Annotated in this window: 22 protein-coding genes, 1 tRNA gene and 2 pseudogenes; 11 read left to right on the top strand and 14 right to left on the bottom strand. The window is 57.7% G+C overall.

The annotated features are described in order from the left end of the window. Positions 1-453, top strand: a complete 453-nt coding sequence (locus ACA041_RS01365; RefSeq protein WP_497439557.1) for a hypothetical protein — start codon at positions 1-3, stop codon at positions 451-453. Between the two features lie 74 nt (positions 454-527). On the opposite strand, the gene gabP is transcribed toward ACA041_RS01365, so the two are convergent. Continuing rightward, on the bottom strand, positions 528-1919 hold the full coding sequence (gene gabP / locus ACA041_RS01360; RefSeq protein ID WP_497439556.1) for a GABA permease: 1392 nt from the start codon (positions 1917-1919) through the stop codon (positions 528-530). Positions 1920-2480: 561 nt separating this feature from the next. Here gabP and ACA041_RS01355 point away from each other — a divergent pair. The 7 genes from ACA041_RS01355 (at position 2481) to ACA041_RS01325 (ending at position 8428) form a co-directional block, all read left to right on the top strand. Continuing rightward, positions 2481-3254: an ABC transporter ATP-binding protein gene (locus tag ACA041_RS01355; protein WP_007897462.1), complete on the top strand. Its 774-nt coding sequence runs from the start codon at positions 2481-2483 to the stop codon at positions 3252-3254. Positions 3255-3267: 13 nt separating this feature from the next. Then, entirely contained in the window at positions 3268-4014 is a 747-nt protein-coding gene (locus ACA041_RS01350; RefSeq protein ID WP_497439555.1) for an ABC transporter substrate-binding protein, read from the top strand. Between the two features lie 78 nt (positions 4015-4092). Next, positions 4093-4788, top strand: a complete 696-nt coding sequence (locus ACA041_RS01345; protein ID WP_497439554.1) for an ABC transporter permease — start codon at positions 4093-4095, stop codon at positions 4786-4788. Further along, positions 4785-5474 carry an ABC transporter permease gene (locus tag ACA041_RS01340; RefSeq protein ID WP_497439553.1) on the top strand — a complete coding sequence of 230 codons (690 nt, stop codon included), beginning with the start codon at positions 4785-4787 and terminating at the stop codon, positions 5472-5474. The genes ACA041_RS01345 and ACA041_RS01340 overlap by 4 nt, the downstream gene beginning before the upstream one ends. Beyond that, positions 5455-6684, top strand: a complete 1230-nt coding sequence (locus ACA041_RS01335) for a methyltransferase (RefSeq protein ID WP_497439552.1) — start codon at positions 5455-5457, stop codon at positions 6682-6684. The genes ACA041_RS01340 and ACA041_RS01335 overlap by 20 nt, the downstream gene beginning before the upstream one ends. 297 nt (positions 6685-6981) lie before the next feature. After that, entirely contained in the window at positions 6982-8223 is a 1242-nt protein-coding gene (locus ACA041_RS01330; protein WP_497439551.1) for a nucleoside deaminase, read from the top strand. 129 nt (positions 8224-8352) lie between these two features. After that, positions 8353-8428: transfer RNA gene (locus ACA041_RS01325), tRNA-Thr, on the top strand. 182 nt (positions 8429-8610) lie between these two features. On the opposite strand, the gene ACA041_RS01320 is transcribed toward ACA041_RS01325, so the two are convergent. Next, on the bottom strand, positions 8611-9252 hold the full coding sequence (locus ACA041_RS01320; RefSeq protein ID WP_497439550.1) for a BRCT domain-containing protein: 642 nt from the start codon (positions 9250-9252) through the stop codon (positions 8611-8613). A gap of 136 nt (positions 9253-9388) precedes the next feature. Between ACA041_RS01320 and ACA041_RS01315 the strand changes: the two are divergent. Continuing rightward, positions 9389-9733: pseudogene (locus ACA041_RS01315) on the top strand (tyrosine-type recombinase/integrase); the annotation flags it as partial. A gap of 476 nt (positions 9734-10209) precedes the next feature. Here ACA041_RS01315 and ACA041_RS01310 read toward each other — a convergent pair. The 5 genes from ACA041_RS01310 to ACA041_RS01290 all read right to left on the bottom strand — a co-directional run bounded on the left by ACA041_RS01310 (position 10210) and on the right by ACA041_RS01290 (position 12851). Continuing rightward, positions 10210-10566 (bottom strand): hypothetical protein, encoded by a 357-nt coding sequence (locus ACA041_RS01310; RefSeq protein ID WP_497439549.1) that lies wholly within the window; start codon positions 10564-10566, stop codon positions 10210-10212. Further along, complete coding sequence (locus ACA041_RS01305; RefSeq protein ID WP_497439548.1) at positions 10532-10930, bottom strand: carboxymuconolactone decarboxylase family protein; 399 nt, start codon at positions 10928-10930, stop codon at positions 10532-10534. The genes ACA041_RS01310 and ACA041_RS01305 overlap by 35 nt, the downstream gene beginning before the upstream one ends. A 293-nt stretch (positions 10931-11223) precedes the next feature. Beyond that, positions 11224-11934 (bottom strand): SDR family NAD(P)-dependent oxidoreductase, encoded by a 711-nt coding sequence (locus ACA041_RS01300; RefSeq protein ID WP_497439547.1) that lies wholly within the window; start codon positions 11932-11934, stop codon positions 11224-11226. Between the two features lie 42 nt (positions 11935-11976). Further along, positions 11977-12633, bottom strand: coding sequence for a DsbA family oxidoreductase (locus ACA041_RS01295; protein ID WP_497439546.1), 657 nt, complete (start codon positions 12631-12633; stop codon positions 11977-11979). Beyond that, a complete protein-coding gene (locus tag ACA041_RS01290) occupies positions 12630-12851 on the bottom strand; it encodes a tautomerase family protein (RefSeq protein WP_138963756.1) in 222 nt (73 codons plus the stop codon). Before ACA041_RS01290 ends, ACA041_RS01295 begins: the two co-directional genes overlap by 4 nt. 603 nt (positions 12852-13454) lie before the next feature. On the opposite strand from ACA041_RS01290, the gene ACA041_RS01285 reads away from it, so the two are divergent. Further along, positions 13455-13748 (top strand): DUF3077 domain-containing protein, encoded by a 294-nt coding sequence (locus ACA041_RS01285; RefSeq protein WP_497439545.1) that lies wholly within the window; start codon positions 13455-13457, stop codon positions 13746-13748. Between the two features lie 284 nt (positions 13749-14032). Here ACA041_RS01285 and ACA041_RS01280 read toward each other — a convergent pair. From ACA041_RS01280 to ACA041_RS01265, 4 genes and pseudogenes are all read right to left on the bottom strand, one after another. Next, positions 14033-14262, bottom strand: a pseudogene (locus ACA041_RS01280) (DeoR/GlpR transcriptional regulator); the annotation flags it as partial. A gap of 5 nt (positions 14263-14267) precedes the next feature. Next, positions 14268-14582, bottom strand: coding sequence for a type II toxin-antitoxin system YafQ family toxin (locus ACA041_RS01275; protein ID WP_497439544.1), 315 nt, complete (start codon positions 14580-14582; stop codon positions 14268-14270). Continuing rightward, positions 14548-14838 carry a type II toxin-antitoxin system RelB/DinJ family antitoxin gene (locus ACA041_RS01270; RefSeq protein WP_497439543.1) on the bottom strand — a complete coding sequence of 97 codons (291 nt, stop codon included), beginning with the start codon at positions 14836-14838 and terminating at the stop codon, positions 14548-14550. Before ACA041_RS01270 ends, ACA041_RS01275 begins: the two co-directional genes overlap by 35 nt. A 323-nt stretch (positions 14839-15161) precedes the next feature. Then, positions 15162-16448 carry an OprD family porin gene (locus ACA041_RS01265; protein ID WP_497439542.1) on the bottom strand — a complete coding sequence of 429 codons (1287 nt, stop codon included), beginning with the start codon at positions 16446-16448 and terminating at the stop codon, positions 15162-15164. A 435-nt stretch (positions 16449-16883) separates the two neighbouring features. Between ACA041_RS01265 and ACA041_RS01260 the strand changes: the two genes are divergently transcribed. Beyond that, entirely contained in the window at positions 16884-18977 is a 2094-nt protein-coding gene (locus ACA041_RS01260) for a TonB-dependent receptor (RefSeq protein ID WP_497439541.1), read from the top strand. A 190-nt stretch (positions 18978-19167) separates the two neighbouring features. On the opposite strand, the gene ACA041_RS01255 is transcribed toward ACA041_RS01260, so the two are convergent. The 3 genes from ACA041_RS01255 to aguB form a co-directional block, all read right to left on the bottom strand. Next, positions 19168-19380 carry a hypothetical protein gene (locus ACA041_RS01255; RefSeq protein ID WP_497439540.1) on the bottom strand — a complete coding sequence of 71 codons (213 nt, stop codon included), beginning with the start codon at positions 19378-19380 and terminating at the stop codon, positions 19168-19170. Between the two features lie 245 nt (positions 19381-19625). Next, the gene (gene aguA / locus ACA041_RS01250; RefSeq protein ID WP_497439539.1) at positions 19626-20732 is read right to left on the bottom strand and encodes an agmatine deiminase; all 1107 of its coding nucleotides are present in this window, start codon (positions 20730-20732) and stop codon (positions 19626-19628) included. A gap of 5 nt (positions 20733-20737) precedes the next feature. Then, positions 20738-21616, bottom strand: a complete 879-nt coding sequence (aguB, locus tag ACA041_RS01245; protein ID WP_497439538.1) for an N-carbamoylputrescine amidase — start codon at positions 21614-21616, stop codon at positions 20738-20740. Positions 21617-21630: the final 14 nt, after the last annotated feature.

Genomic DNA, 21630 nt, shown 5'->3' with positions numbered 1-21630 from the left:
ATGGCCTCCCTGAACAAGCAGCAAAAACGCGCCAAACGCGCCAAGATCAAAGCCAGGCAAATCAACATCCACGGCAGAAAACCCGCCGCACTGGACGATGACCTGGGCGAAATCGGCGAGCCGATCCCGGAATACACCCTGGCGATGTTCAGCAAAATGCGCGATGCGGAAGCCACCAGCCGCGACGACATGCTGCAAACCCTGTTGTCGAACCTCGCCGAAATCATCAGCGACCACCCAGACCTGCTGGACATGGAAAACGCCGACAACGAAGCCATGGCCGCCACCCACCTGGCCGCCGACATGCTGATTGACTACCGCATGTGGGCCGACGGCATGGACCGTGAAACTGCCCAGGCCTGGCTGACCGAACCACAGTTCATCACCGACTTCGGCAATGCGCTGGACACCTATCGCCAGTCGCTGGATGCGCAGGAAGAAAAGGGCGAGTAACACTCACCCCTTCAGAAACAAAAACGGCCGCTTGTCATCTCTGACAGCGGCCGTTTTGCGTCACAGGGTACGAATCAGTTCAGCACCGCCGCACCCAGCTTCTGCAGCTTGCGACGACGAGCCACAAGCAATCCGGTCGCCACCACCAATACACTCAACAGGCCGGTCGCGAGGATTTCCACGCGATGGGCCTCCTGGAACAGCATGATCGTCAGGATGCCAACGATGAACACGATCACCGCATAGGTCAGGCCAGGGAACAGCCACATCCGGAAGGCAATCTTCTCACCGGCAGCTGCGCGCTTCTGACGCATGCGCAGCTGCGACACCGCAATCACCAGGTACACCAGCAACGCGATAGCGCCGGAGCTGGCCAGCAGGAATTCGAACACCGCGGCCGGAGCCACGTAGTTGGCGAATACCGCGAGGAAGGCGGCTGCGGTGGACAGGATCACGGCCCAATACGGCGTGCCGCTGCCGTTGGTGCGCGTGGAGACAGCCGGTGCATCACCGCGTTTGCCCAGGGAGAACAGCATCCGCGAGGCGGTGTAGAGCGCCGAGTTCAGGCAGCTGGTCACGGCAACCAATACCACGATGTCGACGATCAGCTTGGCATTCGGGATGCCCATGCGCTCAAGCACGGTCTGGTAGGAACCGACCGCTGCCAGTACCGGGTCATTCCAGGGCACCAGCGCCACGACGATGAAGATCGATACGAGATAGAACAAGCCAATCCGCCAGATCACCGAATTGGTGGCCTTGGAGATCTGCTGGCCCGGGTTCTTCGATTCCGCGGCCGCGATGGTCACGATCTCGGTGCCCATGAACGAGAACATGGTGGTCAACATCGCTGCCAACACTGCGCCCATGCCGTTTGGCAGGAAACCCTGGGTATCGAACAAGTGCGACACGCCGCTGACCTGGCTGGTCGGCAGGAAGCCGAAGATCGCCAGAACGCCGAGGACAATGAAACCGATGATCGCCAGGACCTTGACCAGGGCGAACCAGAATTCGAATTCACCGTAGTTCTTCACGCTGAACAGGTTGGTTACCGTCAGCAGCAAAGTGATGACCAGGGTAAAGGCCCAGATCGCCACGTCGGGGAACCAGGCGTGCAGGATGGTGGCGGCGGCGTTGGCTTCCAGCGGGATAACCAGCACCCAGAACCACCAGTAGAGCCAGCCGATGGTGAAGCCAGCCCAGTGACCGATCGCGCGATCGGCATAGGTCGAGAAGGAGCCAGTGTCCGGCGAAGCGACGGCCATCTCGCCGAGCATGCGCATCACCAGCACCACCAGGGTACCGGCGGCGGCGTAGGCCAACAGCACAGCCGGTCCCGCTGCAGCGATAGCGTGGCCGGAGCCGACGAACAGGCCGGCACCGATAACCCCGGCGATCGACAGCATGGTCACATGACGCGGTTTGAGCCCCTGTTCGAGGCCATTGGAGCTTGGGGAACTGCTCATTGAAACTACCTTTGTAAGGAAAAGCGAATGCGTACATCCCGCCAGGCATTCTTTCTTGTAAAAAGAAACCAACGGAGCGTTCCTTATTCTGCACGCAATAATTGCGCCAAAATGTTACAAACTCCCCAAACCCGGGGCTTGTAGCGCGAGTGGATTCTAATCGCAAGTCATTGAAATGTATGGCACTTCGCCAGAACGTTACCCTGCCACCCATTTCAAGAACGAAACAGCGCACCGGAAACACACCCGAAAAATACCGACGCACAATTAAAGTGCAGATCCGCAACGTTTGGGCGGTTAGCGCTTCCAACCCCCTGCCAAAGCTGGCAACATCGCGCCCTTTTTGTGGCACCCCGCCCGGCTTTTTATTTAAAAGCAGAGTTCAAACGGCCGTTTGGTTGATAGCAGCGCGACAGTCTGCTGTACCAATGCGACAACCTGCCACACGCCACCCGTTTACCGCCCGTAGCGCTGTTGGCTGCCATTCAAACGCTATGCTAGCTTGGCCGCCTCGCCAGGAAGGCAACCAACAGCAGGAGCGAAACACTATGAGGAACGCACATGGCTGAGGCCACGCCCGCGCTTGAAATCCGCAACTTGCATAAACGCTACGGACAGCTTGAGGTGCTCAAAGGCATCTCGCTGACCGCCCGCGACGGCGATGTGATCTCGATCCTGGGTTCCTCCGGCTCCGGCAAGTCCACGTTCCTGCGTTGCATCAACCTGCTGGAAAACCCGCACCAGGGCCAGATCCTGGTGGCTGGCGAAGAACTCAAGCTCAAAGCCGCGAAGAACGGGGAACTGGTCGCTGCCGACGGCAAGCAGATCAACCGCCTGCGCAGCGAGATCGGTTTTGTATTTCAAAACTTTAATCTGTGGCCGCACATGAGCGTGCTCGACAACATCATCGAAGCTCCACGCCGGGTGCTCGGCCAAAGCAAGGCCGAAGCCATCGAAGTCGCCGAAGCCCTGCTGGCCAAGGTCGGTATTGCCGACAAGCGCCACGCCTACCCGGCGCAACTCTCCGGCGGTCAACAGCAACGCGCGGCCATCGCCCGCACCTTGGCGATGCAACCCAAGGTGATCCTGTTCGACGAACCCACCTCCGCCCTTGACCCGGAAATGGTCCAGGAAGTACTTAATGTCATCCGCGCATTGGCCGAGGAAGGCCGCACCATGCTGTTGGTCACCCACGAAATGGGCTTCGCCCGTCAGGTGTCCAGCGAGGTGGTGTTCCTCCACCAGGGCCTGGTAGAAGAGCAAGGATCGCCACAGCAGGTGTTCGAAAACCCGCTTTCGGCGCGCTGCAAACAATTCATGTCCAGCAACCGCTAACGGAGCTACCCGCATGCAGAACTACAAAAAAATCTTCCTGGCTGCCGCCGTCACCCTGGCCTTCAGCGCCGGTGCCGCCGCCGAAACCTTGAAGATGGGCATCGAAGCGGCCTACCCGCCGTTCAACAACAAAGATGCCAGTGGCAATGTCGTCGGCTTCGACAAAGAAATCGGCGACGCCCTGTGCGCCAAGATGAAAGTCGACTGCACCGTGGTTACGTCCGACTGGGACGGCATCATCCCGGCCCTGAACGCCAAGAAGTTCGACTTCCTGATCTCCTCGATGTCGATCACCGACGAGCGCAAGCAAGCGGTGGACTTCACCGACCCGTACTACTCCAACAAACTGCAATTCATCGCACCAAAAAACGTCGACTTCAAAACCGACAAGGCTTCCCTGCAAGGCAAAGTGATCGGCGCGCAACGTGCGACCCTCGCCGGCACCTGGATGGAAGACAACATGGAAGGCGTTGAAGTTAAACTCTACGACACCCAGGAAAACGCCTACCTCGACCTGACTTCCGGTCGTCTGGACGGCATCCTCGCGGACAAGTACGTCAACTACGAGTGGCTGAAAAGCGATGCCGGTCGTTCGTATGAATTCAAGGGTGACCCGGTGGAAGAAAGCGACAAGATCGGTATCGCTGTACGTAAAGGCGACACCCTGCGCGCGAAGCTGAACCTTGCCCTGAAAGAAATCGTCGAGGACGGCACTTACAAGAAGATTAACGACAAGTACTTCCCGTTCAGCATCTATTGATTCTGACTTGCCTGGCCGGCGCCGTTCTCTAACGGCGCCAGTCCCTGGCATTGCCTGCTGCAAATAGAAAAGAAATCCATGACTATCGATCTCTACGGATTCGGCCCGGCGCTCGCCGCTGGCGCGCTGATGACTGTGAAACTGGCACTCTGCGCCTTGTGCGTGGGGCTGGTGCTCGGTCTGTTCGGCGCCTTGGCCAAAACTTCCCCGTACAAGCCGCTGCAATGGCTTGGCGGCACTTATTCGACCCTGGTGCGCGGCATCCCGGAATTGCTCTGGGTGCTGTTGATCTACTTCGGCACCGTCAACCTGATGCGAGCCCTTGGTGAGTTCTTCGGCAACCCCGACCTCGAACTCAATGCCTTCGCCGCAGGTGTGATCGCGCTCGGGCTATGCTTCGGCGCCTACGCCACGGAAGTGTTTCGCGGCGCGATCCTGGCGATTCCCAAAGGCCACCGTGAAGCCGGCGTGGCCCTGGGCCTGTCGAAATTGCGCATCTTCACCCGGTTGATCATGCCGCAGATGTGGCGGATCGCCCTGCCGGGCCTGGGCAACCTGTTCATGATCCTGATGAAGGACACGGCGCTGGTGTCGGTGATCGGCCTGGAAGAAATCATGCGCCACGCGCAAATCGGCGTGACCGTGTCCAAGCAACCGTTCACCTTCTACATGGTGGCCGCCTTCATGTACCTGGGCCTGACCATTCTGGCCATGACCGGTATGCACTTCATGGAAAAACGCGCCGCTCGCGGCTTCGCGAGGAGCACCCAATGAACTGGGAAGTCATCATCAAATGGCTGCCGAAACTGGCTCAGGGCGCGACACTGACCCTGGAACTGGTGGCCATCGCCGTGATCGCCGGGTTGCTGCTGGCAATTCCGCTGGGCATCGCGCGCTCGTCGCGCCTGTGGTGGGTGCGGGCATTTCCCTACGGCTATATTTTCTTTTTCCGTGGCACGCCGTTGCTGGTCCAGCTGTTCCTGGTCTATTACGGCCTGGCGCAGTTCGACGCGATCCGCAACAGCTCGATGTGGCCCTACCTGCGCAACCCGTTCTGGTGCGCCACCGCGACCATGACCTTGCACACCGCGGCCTACATCGCCGAGATCCTGCGCGGTGCCATCCAGGCGATCCCACCGGGCGAGATCGAAGCGGCGCGGGCGCTGGGCATGTCCCGGCCCAAGGCGCTGTTCTACATCATTCTGCCCCGGGCCGCGCGCATCGGCCTGCCGGCCTACAGCAACGAAGTGATCCTGATGCTCAAGGCCAGCGCCCTGGCCAGCACCGTGACCCTGCTGGAACTCACCGGCATGGCCCGCACCATCATTGCCCGGACCTATCTGCCGGTGGAGATCTTCTTCGCCGCGGGCATGTTCTACCTGCTGATGGCTTACGTGCTGGTCCGCGGCTTCAAGCTGCTGGAGCGCTGGTTGCGCGTCGATGCCTGCCAGGGGCGTTGATTCCTGCGTGCTGACGGGCGAGGACTTGTTCGCCCGTTTCGCCGCGCTGGATGCTTTCCTGATCGAGCATCAGGCGCTGTGGAAACCGCGACCCTTTACCCATCTGCAACTTCCCTGGGAAGCGTCCTGTCCGGAATTGGCACTTTGGCTACGGGGGCGGTCGCTGGAAGACGCGGAAAACAGCCATAACCAACCTTGCTTGCTGGATGCGCCGGAGCCGTTTGCTTCATTGGCGGCGTTGTCGCTTGAGTTGAGCGCAGTGGATGAATTGCCGGCGCATACGCTTGAAGCGGCCGGGCGTCGCTTGAATGTCGATGTGCCAGGGCGCAAGTGGCAGCAGATTGAGGCGTTCGCCAGTCGGCTCGCATTTGCGTCTCCCCCGCAGCATTGGCTGGATTGGTGTTCCGGCAAGGGCCACTTGGGGCGACGGTTATTGCGAAGCGGTCAGCAACTCACTTGCCTGGAATATGACCCGGCGTTGGTCGCCAGCGGCCAGGCTCTCAGCCAGCGTCATCAACTGCATGCGCTTCACGTCGAGCAAGACGTGCTCGCGCCGGGTGTCGCTTCATTATTGAACGCTGCTCACACGCCGGTCGCGCTGCACGCCTGCGGTGATCTGCATGTACGGCTGATGCAACTCGCCAGCGCGAAAGGTTGCAAACAACTGGCCATCGCACCTTGCTGCTACAACCGGATCAGTGCCAACGAATACCAGCCGCTCTCGGTCACGGCCAAGAGCTCTGACCTGCACTTGTCACTCGATGATCTTTCGCTGCCGATGAGCGAAACCGTCACCGCCGGCGCTCGGATCCGACGACAGCGCGACACTTCAATGGCCCGGCGCCTGGCCTTCGACCTGCTGCAACGGCAACTGCGCGGCGTTGACGAATACCTGCCCACCCCTTCCCTGCCCATTGCCTGGCTGGATAGATCCTTCGCCGATTACTGCCATCATTTGGCCGTGCTTAAAGACTTATCCACAATCGCTGCGCAGGACTGGTCAGCCCTGGAAGCGGCCGGATGGCAGCGGTTGGCCGAAGTGCGCAACCTGGAACTGCTGCGCGGACTTTTCCGACGTCCATTAGAGATGTGGCTGAACCTTGATCGGGCACTTTTCCTCTCCGAGCAGGGATACATCGTTCACCTCGGTACCTTCTGTGAGACCGCGCTCACACCGCGTAATTTCCTGCTCCTCGCCGAGCGTTCTTAAACGCGTCAGCCTGTGGATAACTCTGTTGATGAAATTTTCCTGGATCCAATATATACGGTTGTTTCGGGGCTGAAACACAACTGTTCAAATTTCGTACACCTGTAAAAAAACCGGGAAAACAGGCATTTGCGAGTAAACGAGAACGGATCCGTAATTTTACCTCTAAGCAGGTGTGGGAAAGATCCCGTTGTGCATAAGCGCTACGCCAAATGAACATAACCCCCGCGCAAAACCTCAACTATCTTTGCCAAGCGCCAGAATTCTCTGGCGATCAATCAGCAAGGAGCTGGGAAAAACATGAGCACATTGAACAGTGCACAGGAAGCCGTCGACGCCGTCGCCAACCAGGCCATCGAGGCTGCGCTGCAGCAAACCTTCGCCGTGGGCGGCGCCATCATCAACAATGCCACCGGCGAAGTCATCGCCGCGCTGCATAACAACGTGCTGATGCCTTTTCCCGGCGGTGGCACCCCCTACTTCCTGCCCCATGACCCGACCGCCCACGGTGAACGACAGCTGGTGGACTGGTACTACGAAAACGTCGCGCCACTGAACCTGCCGCCACCCAGCCAATTGACCGTCGTCACTACGCTGGACCCGTGCGCCATGTGCGCCGGTTCGCTGCTGACCGCCGGCTTCAACGTCGCCGTCAGCGCAATCGATGACTACGCCGGTATCAACTACAACAGCCAGTTCACCTTCCCGTCGCTGCCGCCGCAGATCCGCCAGCAAGCGCAGGCCACCTGGGGTTACTACGCGATTGAAGCGCCGGTCAGCCGTGCCTATCAGGGCTCGAACAGTCCGGTGTTTGCGGGCGAGACCATCGACTCGGCCGCTTATTTCCTCACCAGTTCGATCTTCTCCGCCAGCGTCAACACCGTGCGCGAGGCCAGCAACAACAGCGGCCTGCCACCGGATCAACTGCAAAACCCGGCAAACCTCCCGGCCAACAGCAAAGTACGCCAGGCACTGACGGCACTCAGCCCGTTCGCGCTGACGGTCCAATCGGCCAACCCCCGCGACCCCGGCGCAGAAATCGCGCCGCCGCTACTGAAGACCGCGCAGCAAGGCACGGTATTCAACTCGGTGGCGCTCATCGACCCGTTCGGCAACCTGCTGGTGTGCCAGGCCGGCGTCGAGAACCAGTCGCCGATTCGCACAGCCTTCATGGAAACCACCCGCACCTACGCACTCCTGCGCTGGACCCTGATGAACGACCCCGACCCGGCAGTACGCGCCCAGGCCGAGCAATACCTGACCCATCCGAAGTACGGCACCTTCGTCTTCCTCTACGCCCCGGACCCCACCACACCGCAGGCCGTGATGACCTTCGGCGCCTACGGCTCGACCATGGAAGGCCCCGTGCCACAGAGCTATCCCTCCAACCTGCAATACGTGCTGCTACCGGGCGCCACCACCGCACAGGCGTTGTCGACCCTGGCCCAGAACCTGCCGCCGTTCTACACCCAAAGCGTGCAAGTGGCGCCCGCGCAGGTGCTCAGCCAGGACCTGATCAACGCCGTCAAAAACGGCGTCTAAGGCGCTAAAGCAATCCCATTGGCCAGTCCCGCGAAAGGGTTCGCGGGACTGGCCTGACGCCTGCACAAAAATAGTCTGAATTCAGGGGTTTACAGAACCAACCCAATCGCTATAATCGTCGCCCAACACGCCGGTATAGCTCAGTTGGTAGAGCAACTGACTTGTAATCAGTAGGTCCCGGGTTCGACTCCTGGTGCCGGCACCATACAAAACGAAGCCCTCGTAGAAATACGAGGGCTTTGTTGTTTCTGGAACGTCCACTTTTTGTCCACCCCCCGGAAACACGTGGGAGCGAGCCTGCTCGCGATGAGGCCGTCAAACCCACCGACGATCCACTGGCCAAGACAAATGGCTGCCTTTTCCCAAGACACCAACAACGAAGCAACCTCAACCAAACAGCATCCTTTGCCAGTGATCCTCACCCACAATGGCAATCGAAGCTCCCGCCTCCCGCAACTCCACGGCCTTCATGATCTTCGTTCCATAAGTACTGTGGCGCCACTGCTCATTACCCACGCTACCGACCACCAGGTAATGCACCTTCTTGCTCACACTGCCCCCAATCAAACCACCTCGTTCTTCGACCAACGCCTGACAATCCTTACGCGGCCCAAAGGCCATGACCCCCGTAAATACAAACATCCGGCCGTCCCACACCAAATCAGGGGTCGGTGAATTGAAAGGAAGGTCCGTAGGAGCAACGGCAACAACACCGCCGACCTTCGGTCTTTCAATGCCGACTCCAGAAAAACCACGCAAAATGTTAAGCAGCTCCAGGGACTCGTCCTTGTCTAGAGCATTATCCTGAAGCATGCACGCCAAACGCGAATACAGCAGATTGATCACCGGATCGTTCAGATGCGCGAGATTATTTTCCAGCCATTGCTTTAGAAAAACCGCTTCTGTGATGTTCACAACACCATCCGCCGTAACCCCAGCGGCCAACCCCACTAAGGCATCGGCGGCGCGTCGATCTATACGGGCGCGGTGGAAGAATTTGCTGCTCTCGAACTCGTGGTGTAGATCCATTACGGGTTTTCCTTGGGTGGGTACTAGCTGGCTACCGAAGCACTATGTAGGTAAATAGTGTGTTGAACGCTAGCACTACTACGCGCATACGCCCCATCTTTAGTCAGAACAATAGATCCGCCCCCACTTTCCCGTGATGCCTAAAAACACGGTGAACAGCGCACTCAGAAAGATGGGATACGACACCAAAACCGATATCTGCGGACACGGGTTTCGTTCGGTGGCCTGCAGCGCACTTATCGAGTCAGGATTGTGGTCGGCGACAGCTATTGAACGGCAGATGAGCCACAAGGAGCTCAACAACGTCCGCGCCGCTTACATCCACAAGGCAGAGTTTATCGAGGAGCGTAGGCTGATCATGAACTGGTGGCGCCGGTACCTGGAAGCCAACCGGCAGGAGCATGTCACTCCACACGAACTCGCGAACCAGACCGGAGCAAACGTCACTCGCCTTAAAGCAAAACGTGGCGCAACTGTGTAAGTGCTCGGCCTTCATAGCTCAGCGATCCGCTTGTCCACACGGGTCCATCCAAACAGGGCTGCAAAGCCACCCTGCTTGGATTGGACCTCACTTAAAAAATCTAAAGGCCACGCAACTATCTGTGGAAAACCACGGATTTTCACTGTGGATAATTTCATCCACAGCCGCAACCCCCCTAAAATTCGAGCACTGACTCGAGTTATCCACAGGGATAAAAACGATCGTTCAAAGCGCTATCGTTGACAGCAACCCAGGTAGCCAGAACCCTTAAGCTACGCCACACCGTGGTGGTTCTCCCAAAGTGCGATTAGCGTCCGGCGGCTCGCACGGTCACAGCGATGTGATGGACGCCTACTTTTACCAGTACGCCCACTGCGGCAACTCACCCCCTTTCATAGAGGGAAAGGAAGAGGGAAAGGGGACAGATTTATTTGGGGACGGAAGATCAGGGGGCGCTGTGATTCAGTTCAGATCAATCACTGCGACTCCTTTGGCCCTATCCACTTCTCAGAGGCTCCTTTGCCGAGAAAGGGGGCGGTTTCCACTTCCAGCATCAACAACACCATTTCCGTCAACTCGGCGTCGGACTTCTGTCCCGCATAGAGGTCATGGAGTGCTTTGGCGAAAGGAATACGCAGGTCTTGGCTTTCTTCGCGGGCGGTATCGCTGTATTGCATTAGTTCGCCGATGGCTCTCAACACAGCCGCTTGCCACCGAGCGGTGGTCCTCGGACCATCGCTGGTGATTGCAATCAACTTATCCTTCGTCAGCTGGCGAAGGGCTGGTTCCCGCAACGGTTTAAGCGGCTTTGGATTGCGAGTGATCTTTGACATACCGGATGATACTCAGCGTTTCCTGCCGGAACTGCTCGTAGTCGATCTGCTGGGCGTTAATAAAGGTGCTGCCCATCATGGTCAACGCCCCCATAAAGCCGGCTTCGGAAATTTCCTCGTCGCTCGCGCCAAACAAGCGCGCGGCTTCGGTATGGAACAGGGCGCAATACTTACAACGGGTCGCCCCGGACACCGCCAGACCTATCAACTCCTTGTACTTATTAGGAATTTTGGTATCCGCCAGCCAGAAGTCCCGGGCCACACCCCAGAATCCGCTCGCCCCGCCTTCCGGCATTTGCTTAATCCACTCTGGTACCTGACCTAGGGTCTGTTCAATTTCACGATAGGTATCTTGAATGGCCATTTGACACCTCCTGCCTCTATAGAGACGTCTGCTCTAGAGATACAACCAGTTTAGTTCGCTGGCGGCCATACCAGAGCAGGCAGCAGGACGACTTCAGCAATGAATTCTTAAACGTCGTAGAAACAACAGGATGGATTTAGATTTTTTTGGCGTACCACTAAGTTCCTGGAGTTATCAAACTTGGCGGGTGGGCTCAGATACGATGCAGGGGCGTAGTGATTCGGCACCATACAAAACGAAGCCCTCATAAAAATACGAGGGCTTGTTGTTTTTGCCGTTTGGAAAAATTCAGATTAGTGACCCGCGCTCTGCCCACCATCGACGTGTAAGATTTCACCAGTGACAAAATTGGCGCTGTCCAGATACACAACCGCCTGAGAAATGTCGCTGATCTCCCCCATGTGCCCAACCGGGTGCAAGTTCCCCAGCGCTTCGTGCGTTTCCTCGCCATGCATCGGTGTCTTGATGATGCCAGGAGAAACCGCATTCACCCGAATCCCGCGCTTGGCGTATTCGATGGCCAAGGATTTGGTTGCCGCATTCAGGCCACCTTTGGTCAACGAAGCCAGTACCGACGGCACGCCGTCGATGGCATGGTCCACCAGGCTGGTGGTGATGTTGACGACGTGGCCGCTGCCTTGTTTTTCCATCTCGGTGATGGCGAGTTGGGTGATGTAGAAGAAGCCATTCAGGTTCACCGAGAGCACGTTGGCGTAGTCTTCGGCGGTGTAGGCGGTGAACGGTTTGGCGACGAAGATCCCGGCGTTGTTGACCAGGGTGTCGATGCGGCCGAAACGTTCGATCGTTTCGCGGATCACTTGTTGAGCGACTTCCGGGTTGCCGATGTCGCCCGCCACAGTGAGGATGTCCGGGTCGGTGGACGGTTTGATCGAACGCGATGTGGCGACGACTTTGTAGTCCAGGTCACGGAAGGCCTTGACCATGCCTGCGCCGAGACCTTGGGAGGCGCCAGTGATAACGATGACTTTTTTCGAATTGCTCATGATGAACCTCTACTAATAAATGATGGTTTAAAAAACAAGTAATCAGGCTTCGGCGGGGGCCTTCGCCATTTGTCTCAACATCTGTTCGTAGTACTCGACCGACTGCGAACCGGACACCAGGTGACGACCGTTGAGGATCATGGCCGGTACTGAATTGATGCCGTGCTGGTGGTAAAACGCTTCAAGCTCTCGCACTTCGTTGGCAAAGGCTGTGGAGGCCAGCACTTCACGCGCCCTGTCCGCATCCAACCCTGCTTCCTCCGCCAGGCTTACCAGCGTCTCGTGATCGCTCGGGTTCTGGCCGTCAGCGAAGTAGGCGCGCAGCAGGATCTTTTTCAGCTCGACCTGCCGCCCTTCCTGCAATGCCCACGTCAGCAGCCGGTGCGCATCGAAGGTGTTGTAGAAGTGGCTGCGCTTCTCCAGATCAAACGTGAAGCCGATGGCCTCACCGCGAGCGATCTGCATCGCTTTGCCGGCGGCGACGTCTTCGGCGGTGCGCCCGTACTTGCGCATCAAGTGCTCTACTGCCTTCTCCCCTTCCGCCGGCATGTTCGGGTTCAGCTCGAAGGGCTTGTAGGTCAGCTCCACCGAGACTTCACCTGCCACGTTCCCGATGGCTTGTTCCAGCGCGGTTGCACCCAGGGCGCACCACGGGCATACCACGTCAGAGATGAAATCGATGGAGACGGACGGCGTCACGACTTCCCCTCCTCTTCAGCCAGTTGCTTGCGGTACTGGGTGGTGGTGATTCCGGCATAGCCCCAGTTATCGGTGTCGACTTCTTCGATCACGATGTGGGTCAGGTGCGGATCCTTCTTGAGCACGCGTTCCAGTGTTTCAGTGATTTCGGCGATCACCTGAGCTTTCTGCTCAGAGGTAACGCCATCGCGGGTAATGCGTACGCTTACGAAAGGCATGAGGAAGATCTCCAGTGACCTGCTCATCGGGATGATGGGTAGGTGTTGGAGTTCAATGTATGAGGTTGGCTGCGGGGGATAAAGGTGGGGGCGGGAACATCATTAGTTACGTGATGTAATGATTAAGCATGTATCCAAGTTTGCGATATCTGAGCTCTCCGCTTTTTTTACTTACAACTATTTGATTTTAATCTATTAATTTTCAGCATCGATTCGTCCTACATAAAAATGAGACGATTCCATGATTGAAATTTGTACATCGGATCACTAGCCTTCCTGTTGTCGCTGCCAATTCAGCGACCGGGCCTGAGAACCCGGGTAATATGTAGGCGCACGAGCGCCCCCAAATCACGATTGTCGGCGTTTTTTTGTGCCTGCATTTCCGTGTAATGGCGGCTGTGCGTGGGAGACCTTCGGGTCTGCCGGTTTCCTACATTTCCGGTTCTCAGCCTGCGCACAGCTGTCACCCATTCGCCTGAGAACGAACGTGGTAGCGCTCACTTAATGTAGGAGTTTGCTAATGCCCGCTATCGATCCGTCCAAAATTTGCGTTACTGCTTCACTGGTCAACAGCCACCACCGCCCAAAAAACGGAGGTGTCTTATGACCAACCCCCAAGACCTGAAAACCATCGGCCTCACCCCCTTCTCCTACCACGCCAACGAACCGCTCTTCCGCATCAACCCCGGTGTCCCGGTAATCCAAGCCCTCTCTCACGCCTCGGACCTGCTCCACGTCGCCAAACTGCTCGCATCCGATGCAGCCATGGTTCGCGACACCGACCGGCATGCCTGGGCGTCGCATTACTTGCAGGATATGAGTAAGGCGATCATTGATGATGTGGTGAAGGTGTTGGACGCTCCGTGTAACAACCGAGCCAGCAACGTCGTATCGTGATCTGAATCGCACGCGTGAAAATGCCCCGAATCAATCGGGGCTTTTAGCGTTACGACTCGAACCCTGTGTGGTGGATGAAGCCATAACGTGTCGCAATTTTTCACTTTTTGCGACACGTCCTGGGAACATGTCGCCGCGGACGACATGTTGGCGACACGTGTTACCGAAATGGGATTTTGACGACATGAGCGCGCAATCGCTTTTCGTAGGAGTCCGGCTTGCTGGCGATGGCGTTTTTGAGGACGCCATCGCCAGCAAGCCGGCTCCTACATTAGTTCGGTGTTCTAACCGATGATTACGGTTTCCACGGTGATTTGCTTTAGGGCGTAAACGGCGCAAGTGCTGCTTCATCAGCCGAGGCACCGGTAGTCAACCGCCACTCCCGCTCAATCGGCGTCCAGTACTGTTGCCGCGCACGGCCGAGTTTATCGGTGTCGGCAAGGACGACGATTTGCGCTGCCCGCTTGATGATGCATTCCTTGAGATACGCCTGCTGCGCACTCGCTTCGCACAGTGGTGTTACTTGAACAGTTCGGAATGGCTTCCGAGATCAACAAATGTGATCAGATCGGCACGCGTGTGCTCATAAATCATCAAAAAATCACCGCCTATATGACACTCTCGAAACCCTGCCCAATCCCCCGTCAGAGCATGATCCACATACTCGGCCGGCAACGGTTCCCCCAGAAAGAGCATGACCATCACCTGACGAATTTCATTCATATCACGGCGACCAGCACGCTTGTAGCGTTCCCACGACTTCTTGAATTCTGACGTTTGTGCGCACTGCTTGGGCAAATCAGCGCGTTTTTGTTTTTTCTCCGGTTTCGCCATCAGCGTCCCTCAGCATGTCGTCTATCGAGTCGAACCGCTGGCGAATTTCTCGTGCTTGCATCATGGCGCGGGCCGTTTTCTCCGAAGGGACGCGAACTTCAAAAGGAAGGCCCTGAGTCGCTACGACCTGACGCAAAAAAAGACGCATGGCATCACTGATGCTCAAACCGCACGCACTCAAGACTTCAGTGGCACGCGCCTTTAAATCCTCATCAATGCGGCAACGCACGTCTGTGGTTTTCAGCAATGCACCCATGGTAATAACCTCATCGTTAATTTGTAGCTACATTGGCGCTACCTCGCTTCATTGTGGGTGAGCAGAGTCTTTCTGGTCAACTTCCGGTTGATGGTCGGCTTCAATGCCTAGGGACGGATGCATCAGCTGGACCGATATTTCAATCGTTCAAGCACGAGATGACTATCAGCCTGGTCCCTTTTAACGCTCTAGAATCGTCCCGATTCAATGCAGGAAATATCTGATAGCGCTGAGCTCTGAATCGCGCCCACAAAAAAGCCCCGAACCAGTCGGGGCTTTTCTCTTCACAGCCTTGAATCAGGCCTCGATACTGCAACCGATCATCAGAAAACGTTGATCGGGTAATCCACAAACACCCGCAATTCGTTGCCGCTGACGTTGTATTCGCTGGATTTCTGCGACACGCGCAGGATCGAGCTGCGCAGGCGCACGCTCAGGTCTTTGGCCGGGCCGCTTTGTACGACGTACTTGAACTGGTTGAAGATTTCGCGCTCGGTGCCGCCTTCGCTGGTGGAGGTGGTGATGTTGTCACCGCGCACGTAGGCGAAGTTGTAGGTCAGGCCTGGCACGCCGAAGGTGGTGAAGTCCAGGCCGTAGCCCAGCTGCCAGCTGCGTTCGTCTTCGGCGTTGAAGTCGGACCAGTAGGAGTTCGCCAGATAGATGGTGTTGCCGCCATCGCCGACGCGACCTTGATCCTTCTGGTAGCCACCGTAGGCGTAACCCAGGTTGCTTTCGCCAGTGCTGCGCTGGTGCGCGAGGGTGAACGAGTGCGGGCCGGTGGCGAAGGTGGCCGCCAGGCTCCATATCTTGTTGTCATCGCCGGTGGCACCGCTTTCGCGGACGTAGGAATCCTCCAGCTTGGTGCGGTAGCCGTTGAAGTCCAGGGTCAGGGACTGATCCTTGTCGATCGGGAACACGTAGTTGGCGTTCACGTATTGTTTCTTCAATACGTCTTCGACGTCGGAAGCGTACAAGGCGGCCTTGAACTGTTCGGTGAACTGGTAGCTACCGCCCAATACGTTGATCGATTTCAAACCACCGCTGTCACGGCCTTCTGCGCTTTTGCGCGATTCGGCGGTGAAGCGACCGGCGTTCAGCTCCAGGCCTTTGATCTCCTTGGAGGTGATCAGGGTGCCGGTGTAGCTTTCCGGCAGCAGGCGGCCATTGTCGTGGCTCAACACCGGCAGGACCGGCATCTGGTCGCCGTAGGTCAGCGTCGTGCTGGAGAGACGGAATTTGACGGCTGCGCCGCCCTTGGACAGGTCGTCAGCCGCGCTGCCGCTGTCGCCCTTTTTAAAGAAGTCGATGCCTTGTGCGCCAGTGCGACCTTTGCCGCCATCCAGACGCAGTGCGTACAGACCGAAAGCATCCACACCCACGCCGACGATGCCTTGGGTGAAACCGGATGAGAAAGTACCGATGGCCGCTTGGCCCCACTCGGCTTTGTCCGGGTTGCCGTCTTTGTAGTCACGATTGATGTAGGCATTGCGCAGCAGCACCTTGAGGCTGCTGTCTTCAACAAAACCCTTGGATTCGGCCTGGTCGTTAGCCATGGCCTGTGTGGCGCTCAACATCCCCAGAGCGATCAGGCTGATTCGCTTGTTCAACATTTTGTTCTTTTCCTTATTACGGGTTGATACGCGCTGCGTCGAACGGCTGAAATGGCGCTATCGCACTCTTTTTTCACCCCAAAACAAAAAGGCCCGCCCACGAGGAAATCGCGGCGGGCCTTTTTATTATTTTATGAGTCATGGCGGTTAGCCACAGGCGTTGGGCGGAATCGTAGCCGCGCCCTTAACCCTGTGTCAATTTCATGAATCGTCTGTGAATAGGCCGAAATCGTCTAAGAAATCGCTTATGGGCTATGGCGAATTTCCTGGGGGATTTCAACGACTGGCCAAATCAAGGCTTGCAGCGACAAAGACACAACTTGAAACAATCAAATGGATGGACTTTTCACGAATAATTAACGGAAGTAAATAGTACGCATTATCATTCGTACCCTCCACGTTACAACCTAAAAAATCCTACGGATGCGTTCTTAAATGCCTGCCCCCTTTCGTCTTGCGCCCTTCAGCCTTGGGCTCTCTGCTTTGCTGTCTGCCGGTTTTTCCCATGCTGCTCCTACGACCCTGCCTGCGACATCCATCAGCGCCGAAACCGAAGCCGATGACCCACGGGTGAAAGAAACCAGTACCGCGACCCGCACCACTACGCCGGTGCGTTATGTGCCACAAGCCATCGACTCGGTCAAAACCGCGAACGTCGTGGATTACGGCACCAATGATCTAGGCACGGCGTTGAGTGGCATGCCCAACGTCAGCAGCGGCGCCGACACTCGTTTCGACAGCCTGCGCATCCGGGGTTTCGACGCCAGCAACGACTTCTACCTGGATGGCATCCGGGACGACAGCCAGTATGTGCGCGACTTGCATAACATCGAACGCATCGAAGTCCTCAAGGGCCCGGCCGCTGTACTGTATGGCCGCGGCAGCCAGGGCGGGATCGTCAATCGGGTGAGCAAACTGCCAGAGTTCGGCCGTCGCTCAACCCTCGAAGCCCAGGGCGGCAGCGACGACCTGCGCAGTCTGTATGCGGACCTCAGCACCGATCCCGGCGAGAACATAAGCCTGCGTTTGAACATGGGCAACATGGACCAGAACAGCTTCCGCGATGGCGTCAGTGGCAACCGCCAGCTGTTCGCGCCGTCGATGAGCTGGCAACTGACACCCGACCTCAACTGGTTGGTGCAATACGAATACAGTCGCTACAACCGGACGCCGGATCGCGGCATCCCCGGTGTCAACGGACGCCCGGCGGACGTGGATCGGGATACGACCTATAGCAGCGAGCACGATTTCATCGACGACAAGTCGCAATCACTGCGTTCGAAACTCAGCTATGAGCTCAGCGACAACTGGCAGCTGCGTCACACCCTGGGCGTGTTCAAGCTCGACAGCGATTTCGACAACACCTACCTGACCGGCTACACCCCGGCGACCAACCAGGTCACGCGCCAGCACTGGCAACAAGACCTGACCACCCGCAACGTCTACAACAACGTTGAACTGGAAGGCGGTTTCGATACCTTCGGCCTGGAACACCGCCTGTTGACTGGTATCGAGATCGGCAGTCAGCGCCGTGACCCGACGCTGTACACCGCCGCCACTACCGGGCCTGGCAGCCAGCCGGTACCCGCGCTGGATCTGAACAACCCGAATCGCGACCTGCGCCACACCGGGCGCATGCAGGTCTCCAGCGACAACCACACGGAAGTCGAAAGCCGTGCGGTGTACGTGCAGGATCAACTGCACCTGAACGATCAATGGCAATTGCTGGCCGGTCTGCGTTACGACACCTTCGACATCGAGTCGACCAACAAGCTGCGAGGTATTTCCGAAGACCGTGACAGCCACAGCACCAGTCCGCGCTTAGGACTGGTCTGGACGCCACTGCAGGATCATTCGTTCTACGCCTCCTGGACCAAGACCTTTTCCCCGGTCGGCGGCGGTCTGATCGGCATCACCCCAGGCGCGGCCGGTAACAGCAACGACCTGAGTCCCGAGCTGACCAAGCAGAAAGAAATCGGGGTGAAGAGCGACTGGCTCGATGATCGCCTGAGCACCACGTTGGCGATCTACGAACTGGAACTCTACAACCGCCGCACCAGCGATCCGAACAACCCGACCATTACCTTGCTCTCCGGCCTGCAACGTTCCCGCGGGATCGAACTGACGGGCACCGGCAAGATTGCCGGCAACTGGTATGTCCGCGGTGGCGTAGGCGTGCAGGACGCGACAGTCGAGAAAGACAACAACGGCTTTGAAGGCAAGCGCGTCAGCAATGTGGCCAAGCGCAACGGCAGCCTGTTCCTGACCTGGAAGCCGGAAATGGGCTGGTATGCCGAAACCGGTTTGACCCTGGTGGGTGACCGTTATGCCGATAGCCTCAACACCACCGTGCTGCCGGGGTATGGCCGTTGGGATGCACTGGCCGGATTCCGGCAGAAGGACTGGGACTTGCGCGCGGCGTTGAACAACATCAGCGACAAGACTTATTACTCGTCGGCCACCAGTGCGGCGCAGATCCAGCCGGGTGCACCGCGTAGCCTGGTCGTGACCGGTACCTACAGCTTCTAGACACCGCAAAACCTGTAGGAGCTGGCTTGCCAGCGAAGAGGCCATCACGTCCGACATTGATGTTGGATGTCATTACGCCTTCGCTGGCAAGCCAGCTCCTACAGGGTCCTGCGTGATTCCCAAAAAATCTTCAGGCAAAAAAAAAGCGCCGCCATCCCGGCAGCGCTTTTACCAATCCTTTGTTGTTCTTTTATCCTTCCATCACATCCCACAACGCTTCCAGTTCCGCTTCGCTGAATAAACCAGCGGGGTAGCGCTCGATCATCGTCCGGCGCGGATCGGTTGCTCTGATCTGACGCGTTCCATTGGACTTCAACCAGTGCGCCAGGATCTGGAGCGATTCGCTGTTTACTGCCAGGGGATGCAACGCCCGCTCGCTCACTACGTTCATGTCGGCGTTCATTTCAACGCTCTCTCCTGGTATGTGAGCGGCTAACTTATCCAAGCTTTATGACAGAACATCGAAGTTCTCCCCCTCCTGCTATACACCAGGACTGATACAAGAGCTGTGCCAAGGTGTCGCAAGTGTCGCCGGGCGCAGATAAAAAAGCCCGCGGTCCTGATGGGCTGCGGGCTGTCTGCAAGGTGCTGGGGTAGAAACCATCGCCTGATCGAATTTCCAGGCAACTCAAGCTGTTACAACCACACTCACTCCTTGTGCGGCGCCGGCTGTTGTTGGGTAAGGCAGTGGATGTTACCGCCCCCCAGTAACAGTTCACGACCCGGTACCATCACCACTTCGTGCTGCGGGAACAGCGCCTGCAAGATCTCTTTTGCCGGACCGTCCAGGGGATCGTCGAAACTCGGCGCGATGATGCCACCGTTGACGATCAGGAAGTTCACATAGGAGCCGGCCAGACGCACCGTCGGATTTCGTTCCTGGGTGCCGTCCACCGGGTCGACACCCGCGCACTCTTCTTCGGTCGCATACAGCGGACCCGGAATCGGCATCTTGTGCACAGTGAATGGGCGACCCTTGGCGTCGGTGCTGCTTTGCAGCACTTTCATCGCGGCCTGGCAGCGCGGGTAGTTCGGGTCTTGCGGATCATCGGTCCAGGCCAACAACACTTCACCCGGACGGACGTAGCAGCAGAAGTTATCCACATGGCCATCGGTTTCGTCGTTGAACAAACCGTCCGGCAACCAGATGATTTTATCCACAGCCAGATTCGCGCTGAGCACCGCTTCGATTTCCGCCCGGTTCATGTGCGGATTACGGTTGCGGTTGAGCAGGCACTCTTCGGTAGTGATCAGCGTACCTTCACCATCCACGTGAATCGAGCCACCTTCAAGCACGAAGCCCTCGGTGCGGTAGCGCTGGCTACGTTCGATCTCAAGGATCTTGCCGCCGACTTGCGAGTCGCGGTTCCATGGCGAATACAGGCCGCCGTCGAAGCCGCCCCACGAATTGAAGTCCCAGTTCACACCACGGACTTCGCCGCCGTTATTGATGACGAACGTCGGGCCGGTGTCGCGAACCCAGGCGTCATCGCTGGACATCTCGACCACACGAATATTCGGCACGTCGAGACGGGCGCGAGCGTTTTCATATTGGCCGGCCGATACCGCCACGGTTACCGGTTCGAAACGGGCGATGGCTTTGGCCACCGCCACGTGTGCGGCTTGCGCCGGTTTGCCACCCAGGCGCCAGTTGTCCGGCCGCTCGGGCCAGATCATCCAGGTCTGGGTTTGTGGCGCCCATTCGGCCGGCATGTAAAAGCCGTCAGCGCGAGGGGTGCTGTTCAAAGTGGTCATGGCGATCAGGACTCCAGGGTACCGTCGAGGGTTTTCAGCGCGCCGTACAGGTTCGGGCGACGATCACGGAACGACCCCCACGCGCTGCGAATGTGCTCGAGCTCGTCGAGGTCGAAACTGTGCACCAGAATACCTTCTTCGGTTTTGTCGAGCTCTTGAACTTTGTCGCCAAACTGGTTGGCGATGAACGACGAGCCGTAGAACGTGATGTCGTAGCCGTCCTGCTCTTCGTTGCCGATGCGGTTACTGGCGATCAGCGGCATCAGGTTGGCGCCGGCATGGCCCTGTTGAACGCGCTGCCAATGGTCACGGGAGGAAATGCTCTTGTCGTGTGGCTCGCTGCCGATGGCGGTCGGGTAGAAAAGGATTTCCGCGCCTTGCAAAGCCATGCTGCGCGCGCACTCCGGGAACCACTGATCCCAGCAGATGCCCACGCCGATTTTCGCGTAACGGGTGTTCCAGACTTTGAAGCCGGTATCGCCCGGATTGAAGTAGTACTTTTCGTGGTAGCCAGGGCCGTCCGGGATGTGGCTTTTGCGATAAATTCCGAGGTTGCTGCCGTCGGCATCGATGATCGCGATGCTGTTGAACCGCGCGCGGCCGGCCAGCTCGTAGAAGCTGATCGGCAACACCACTTGCAGTTCCCTGGCGACTTTCTGGAAGTGCTTGATGGCGACGTTGTCTTCAACAGTCGTGGCCAGTTGCAAGTAATCCGGGTTGGGCTTCTGGCAGAAGTACGGAGCCTCGAACAACTCCTGAATCAGGATGATCTGCGCGCCTTTGGCCGCGGCCTCACGGACCAGCTTCTCGGCGGTCTCGATGTTGGCTTCGAGGTCCCAGGAACAAGCCATCTGGGTAGCGGCGACGGTAACGATACGGCTCATGAATCGGCTCCTGA

The organism is Pseudomonas sp. LBUM1676 (genome assembly GCF_059695605.1).
This window is presented reverse-complemented; position numbering and strand designations above follow the sequence as displayed.

What these genes read in the sequence shown, in the direction of transcription:
- ACA041_RS01320 (WP_497439550.1), bottom strand. Translation starts at nt 9,252, where the DNA reads ATGGATCTACACCACGAGTTCGAGAGCAGCAAATTCTTCCACCGCGCC.
- ACA041_RS01350 (WP_497439555.1), top strand. Translation starts at nt 3,268, where the DNA reads ATGCAGAACTACAAAAAAATCTTCCTGGCTGCCGCCGTCACCCTGGCC.
- ACA041_RS01275 (WP_497439544.1), bottom strand. Translation starts at nt 14,582, where the DNA reads ATGGCGAAACCGGAGAAAAAACAAAAACGCGCTGATTTGCCCAAGCAG.
- ACA041_RS01310 (WP_497439549.1), bottom strand. Translation starts at nt 10,566, where the DNA reads ATGTCAAAGATCACTCGCAATCCAAAGCCGCTTAAACCGTTGCGGGAA.
- ACA041_RS01305 (WP_497439548.1), bottom strand. Translation starts at nt 10,930, where the DNA reads ATGGCCATTCAAGATACCTATCGTGAAATTGAACAGACCCTAGGTCAG.
- ACA041_RS01260 (WP_497439541.1), top strand. Translation starts at nt 16,884, where the DNA reads ATGCCTGCCCCCTTTCGTCTTGCGCCCTTCAGCCTTGGGCTCTCTGCT.
- ACA041_RS01255 (WP_497439540.1), bottom strand. Translation starts at nt 19,380, where the DNA reads ATGAACGCCGACATGAACGTAGTGAGCGAGCGGGCGTTGCATCCCCTG.
- ACA041_RS01285 (WP_497439545.1), top strand. Translation starts at nt 13,455, where the DNA reads ATGACCAACCCCCAAGACCTGAAAACCATCGGCCTCACCCCCTTCTCC.
- ACA041_RS01340 (WP_497439553.1), top strand. Translation starts at nt 4,785, where the DNA reads ATGAACTGGGAAGTCATCATCAAATGGCTGCCGAAACTGGCTCAGGGC.
- gabP (WP_497439556.1), bottom strand. Translation starts at nt 1,919, where the DNA reads ATGAGCAGTTCCCCAAGCTCCAATGGCCTCGAACAGGGGCTCAAACCG.
- ACA041_RS01365 (WP_497439557.1), top strand. Translation starts at nt 1, where the DNA reads ATGGCCTCCCTGAACAAGCAGCAAAAACGCGCCAAACGCGCCAAGATC.
- ACA041_RS01330 (WP_497439551.1), top strand. Translation starts at nt 6,982, where the DNA reads ATGAGCACATTGAACAGTGCACAGGAAGCCGTCGACGCCGTCGCCAAC.
- ACA041_RS01265 (WP_497439542.1), bottom strand. Translation starts at nt 16,448, where the DNA reads ATGTTGAACAAGCGAATCAGCCTGATCGCTCTGGGGATGTTGAGCGCC.
- ACA041_RS01355 (WP_007897462.1), top strand. Translation starts at nt 2,481, where the DNA reads ATGGCTGAGGCCACGCCCGCGCTTGAAATCCGCAACTTGCATAAACGC.
- aguA (WP_497439539.1), bottom strand. Translation starts at nt 20,732, where the DNA reads ATGACCACTTTGAACAGCACCCCTCGCGCTGACGGCTTTTACATGCCG.
- ACA041_RS01335 (WP_497439552.1), top strand. Translation starts at nt 5,455, where the DNA reads ATGCCTGCCAGGGGCGTTGATTCCTGCGTGCTGACGGGCGAGGACTTG.
- aguB (WP_497439538.1), bottom strand. Translation starts at nt 21,616, where the DNA reads ATGAGCCGTATCGTTACCGTCGCCGCTACCCAGATGGCTTGTTCCTGG.
- ACA041_RS01290 (WP_138963756.1), bottom strand. Translation starts at nt 12,851, where the DNA reads ATGCCTTTCGTAAGCGTACGCATTACCCGCGATGGCGTTACCTCTGAG.
- ACA041_RS01270 (WP_497439543.1), bottom strand. Translation starts at nt 14,838, where the DNA reads ATGGGTGCATTGCTGAAAACCACAGACGTGCGTTGCCGCATTGATGAG.
- ACA041_RS01345 (WP_497439554.1), top strand. Translation starts at nt 4,093, where the DNA reads ATGACTATCGATCTCTACGGATTCGGCCCGGCGCTCGCCGCTGGCGCG.
- ACA041_RS01300 (WP_497439547.1), bottom strand. Translation starts at nt 11,934, where the DNA reads ATGAGCAATTCGAAAAAAGTCATCGTTATCACTGGCGCCTCCCAAGGT.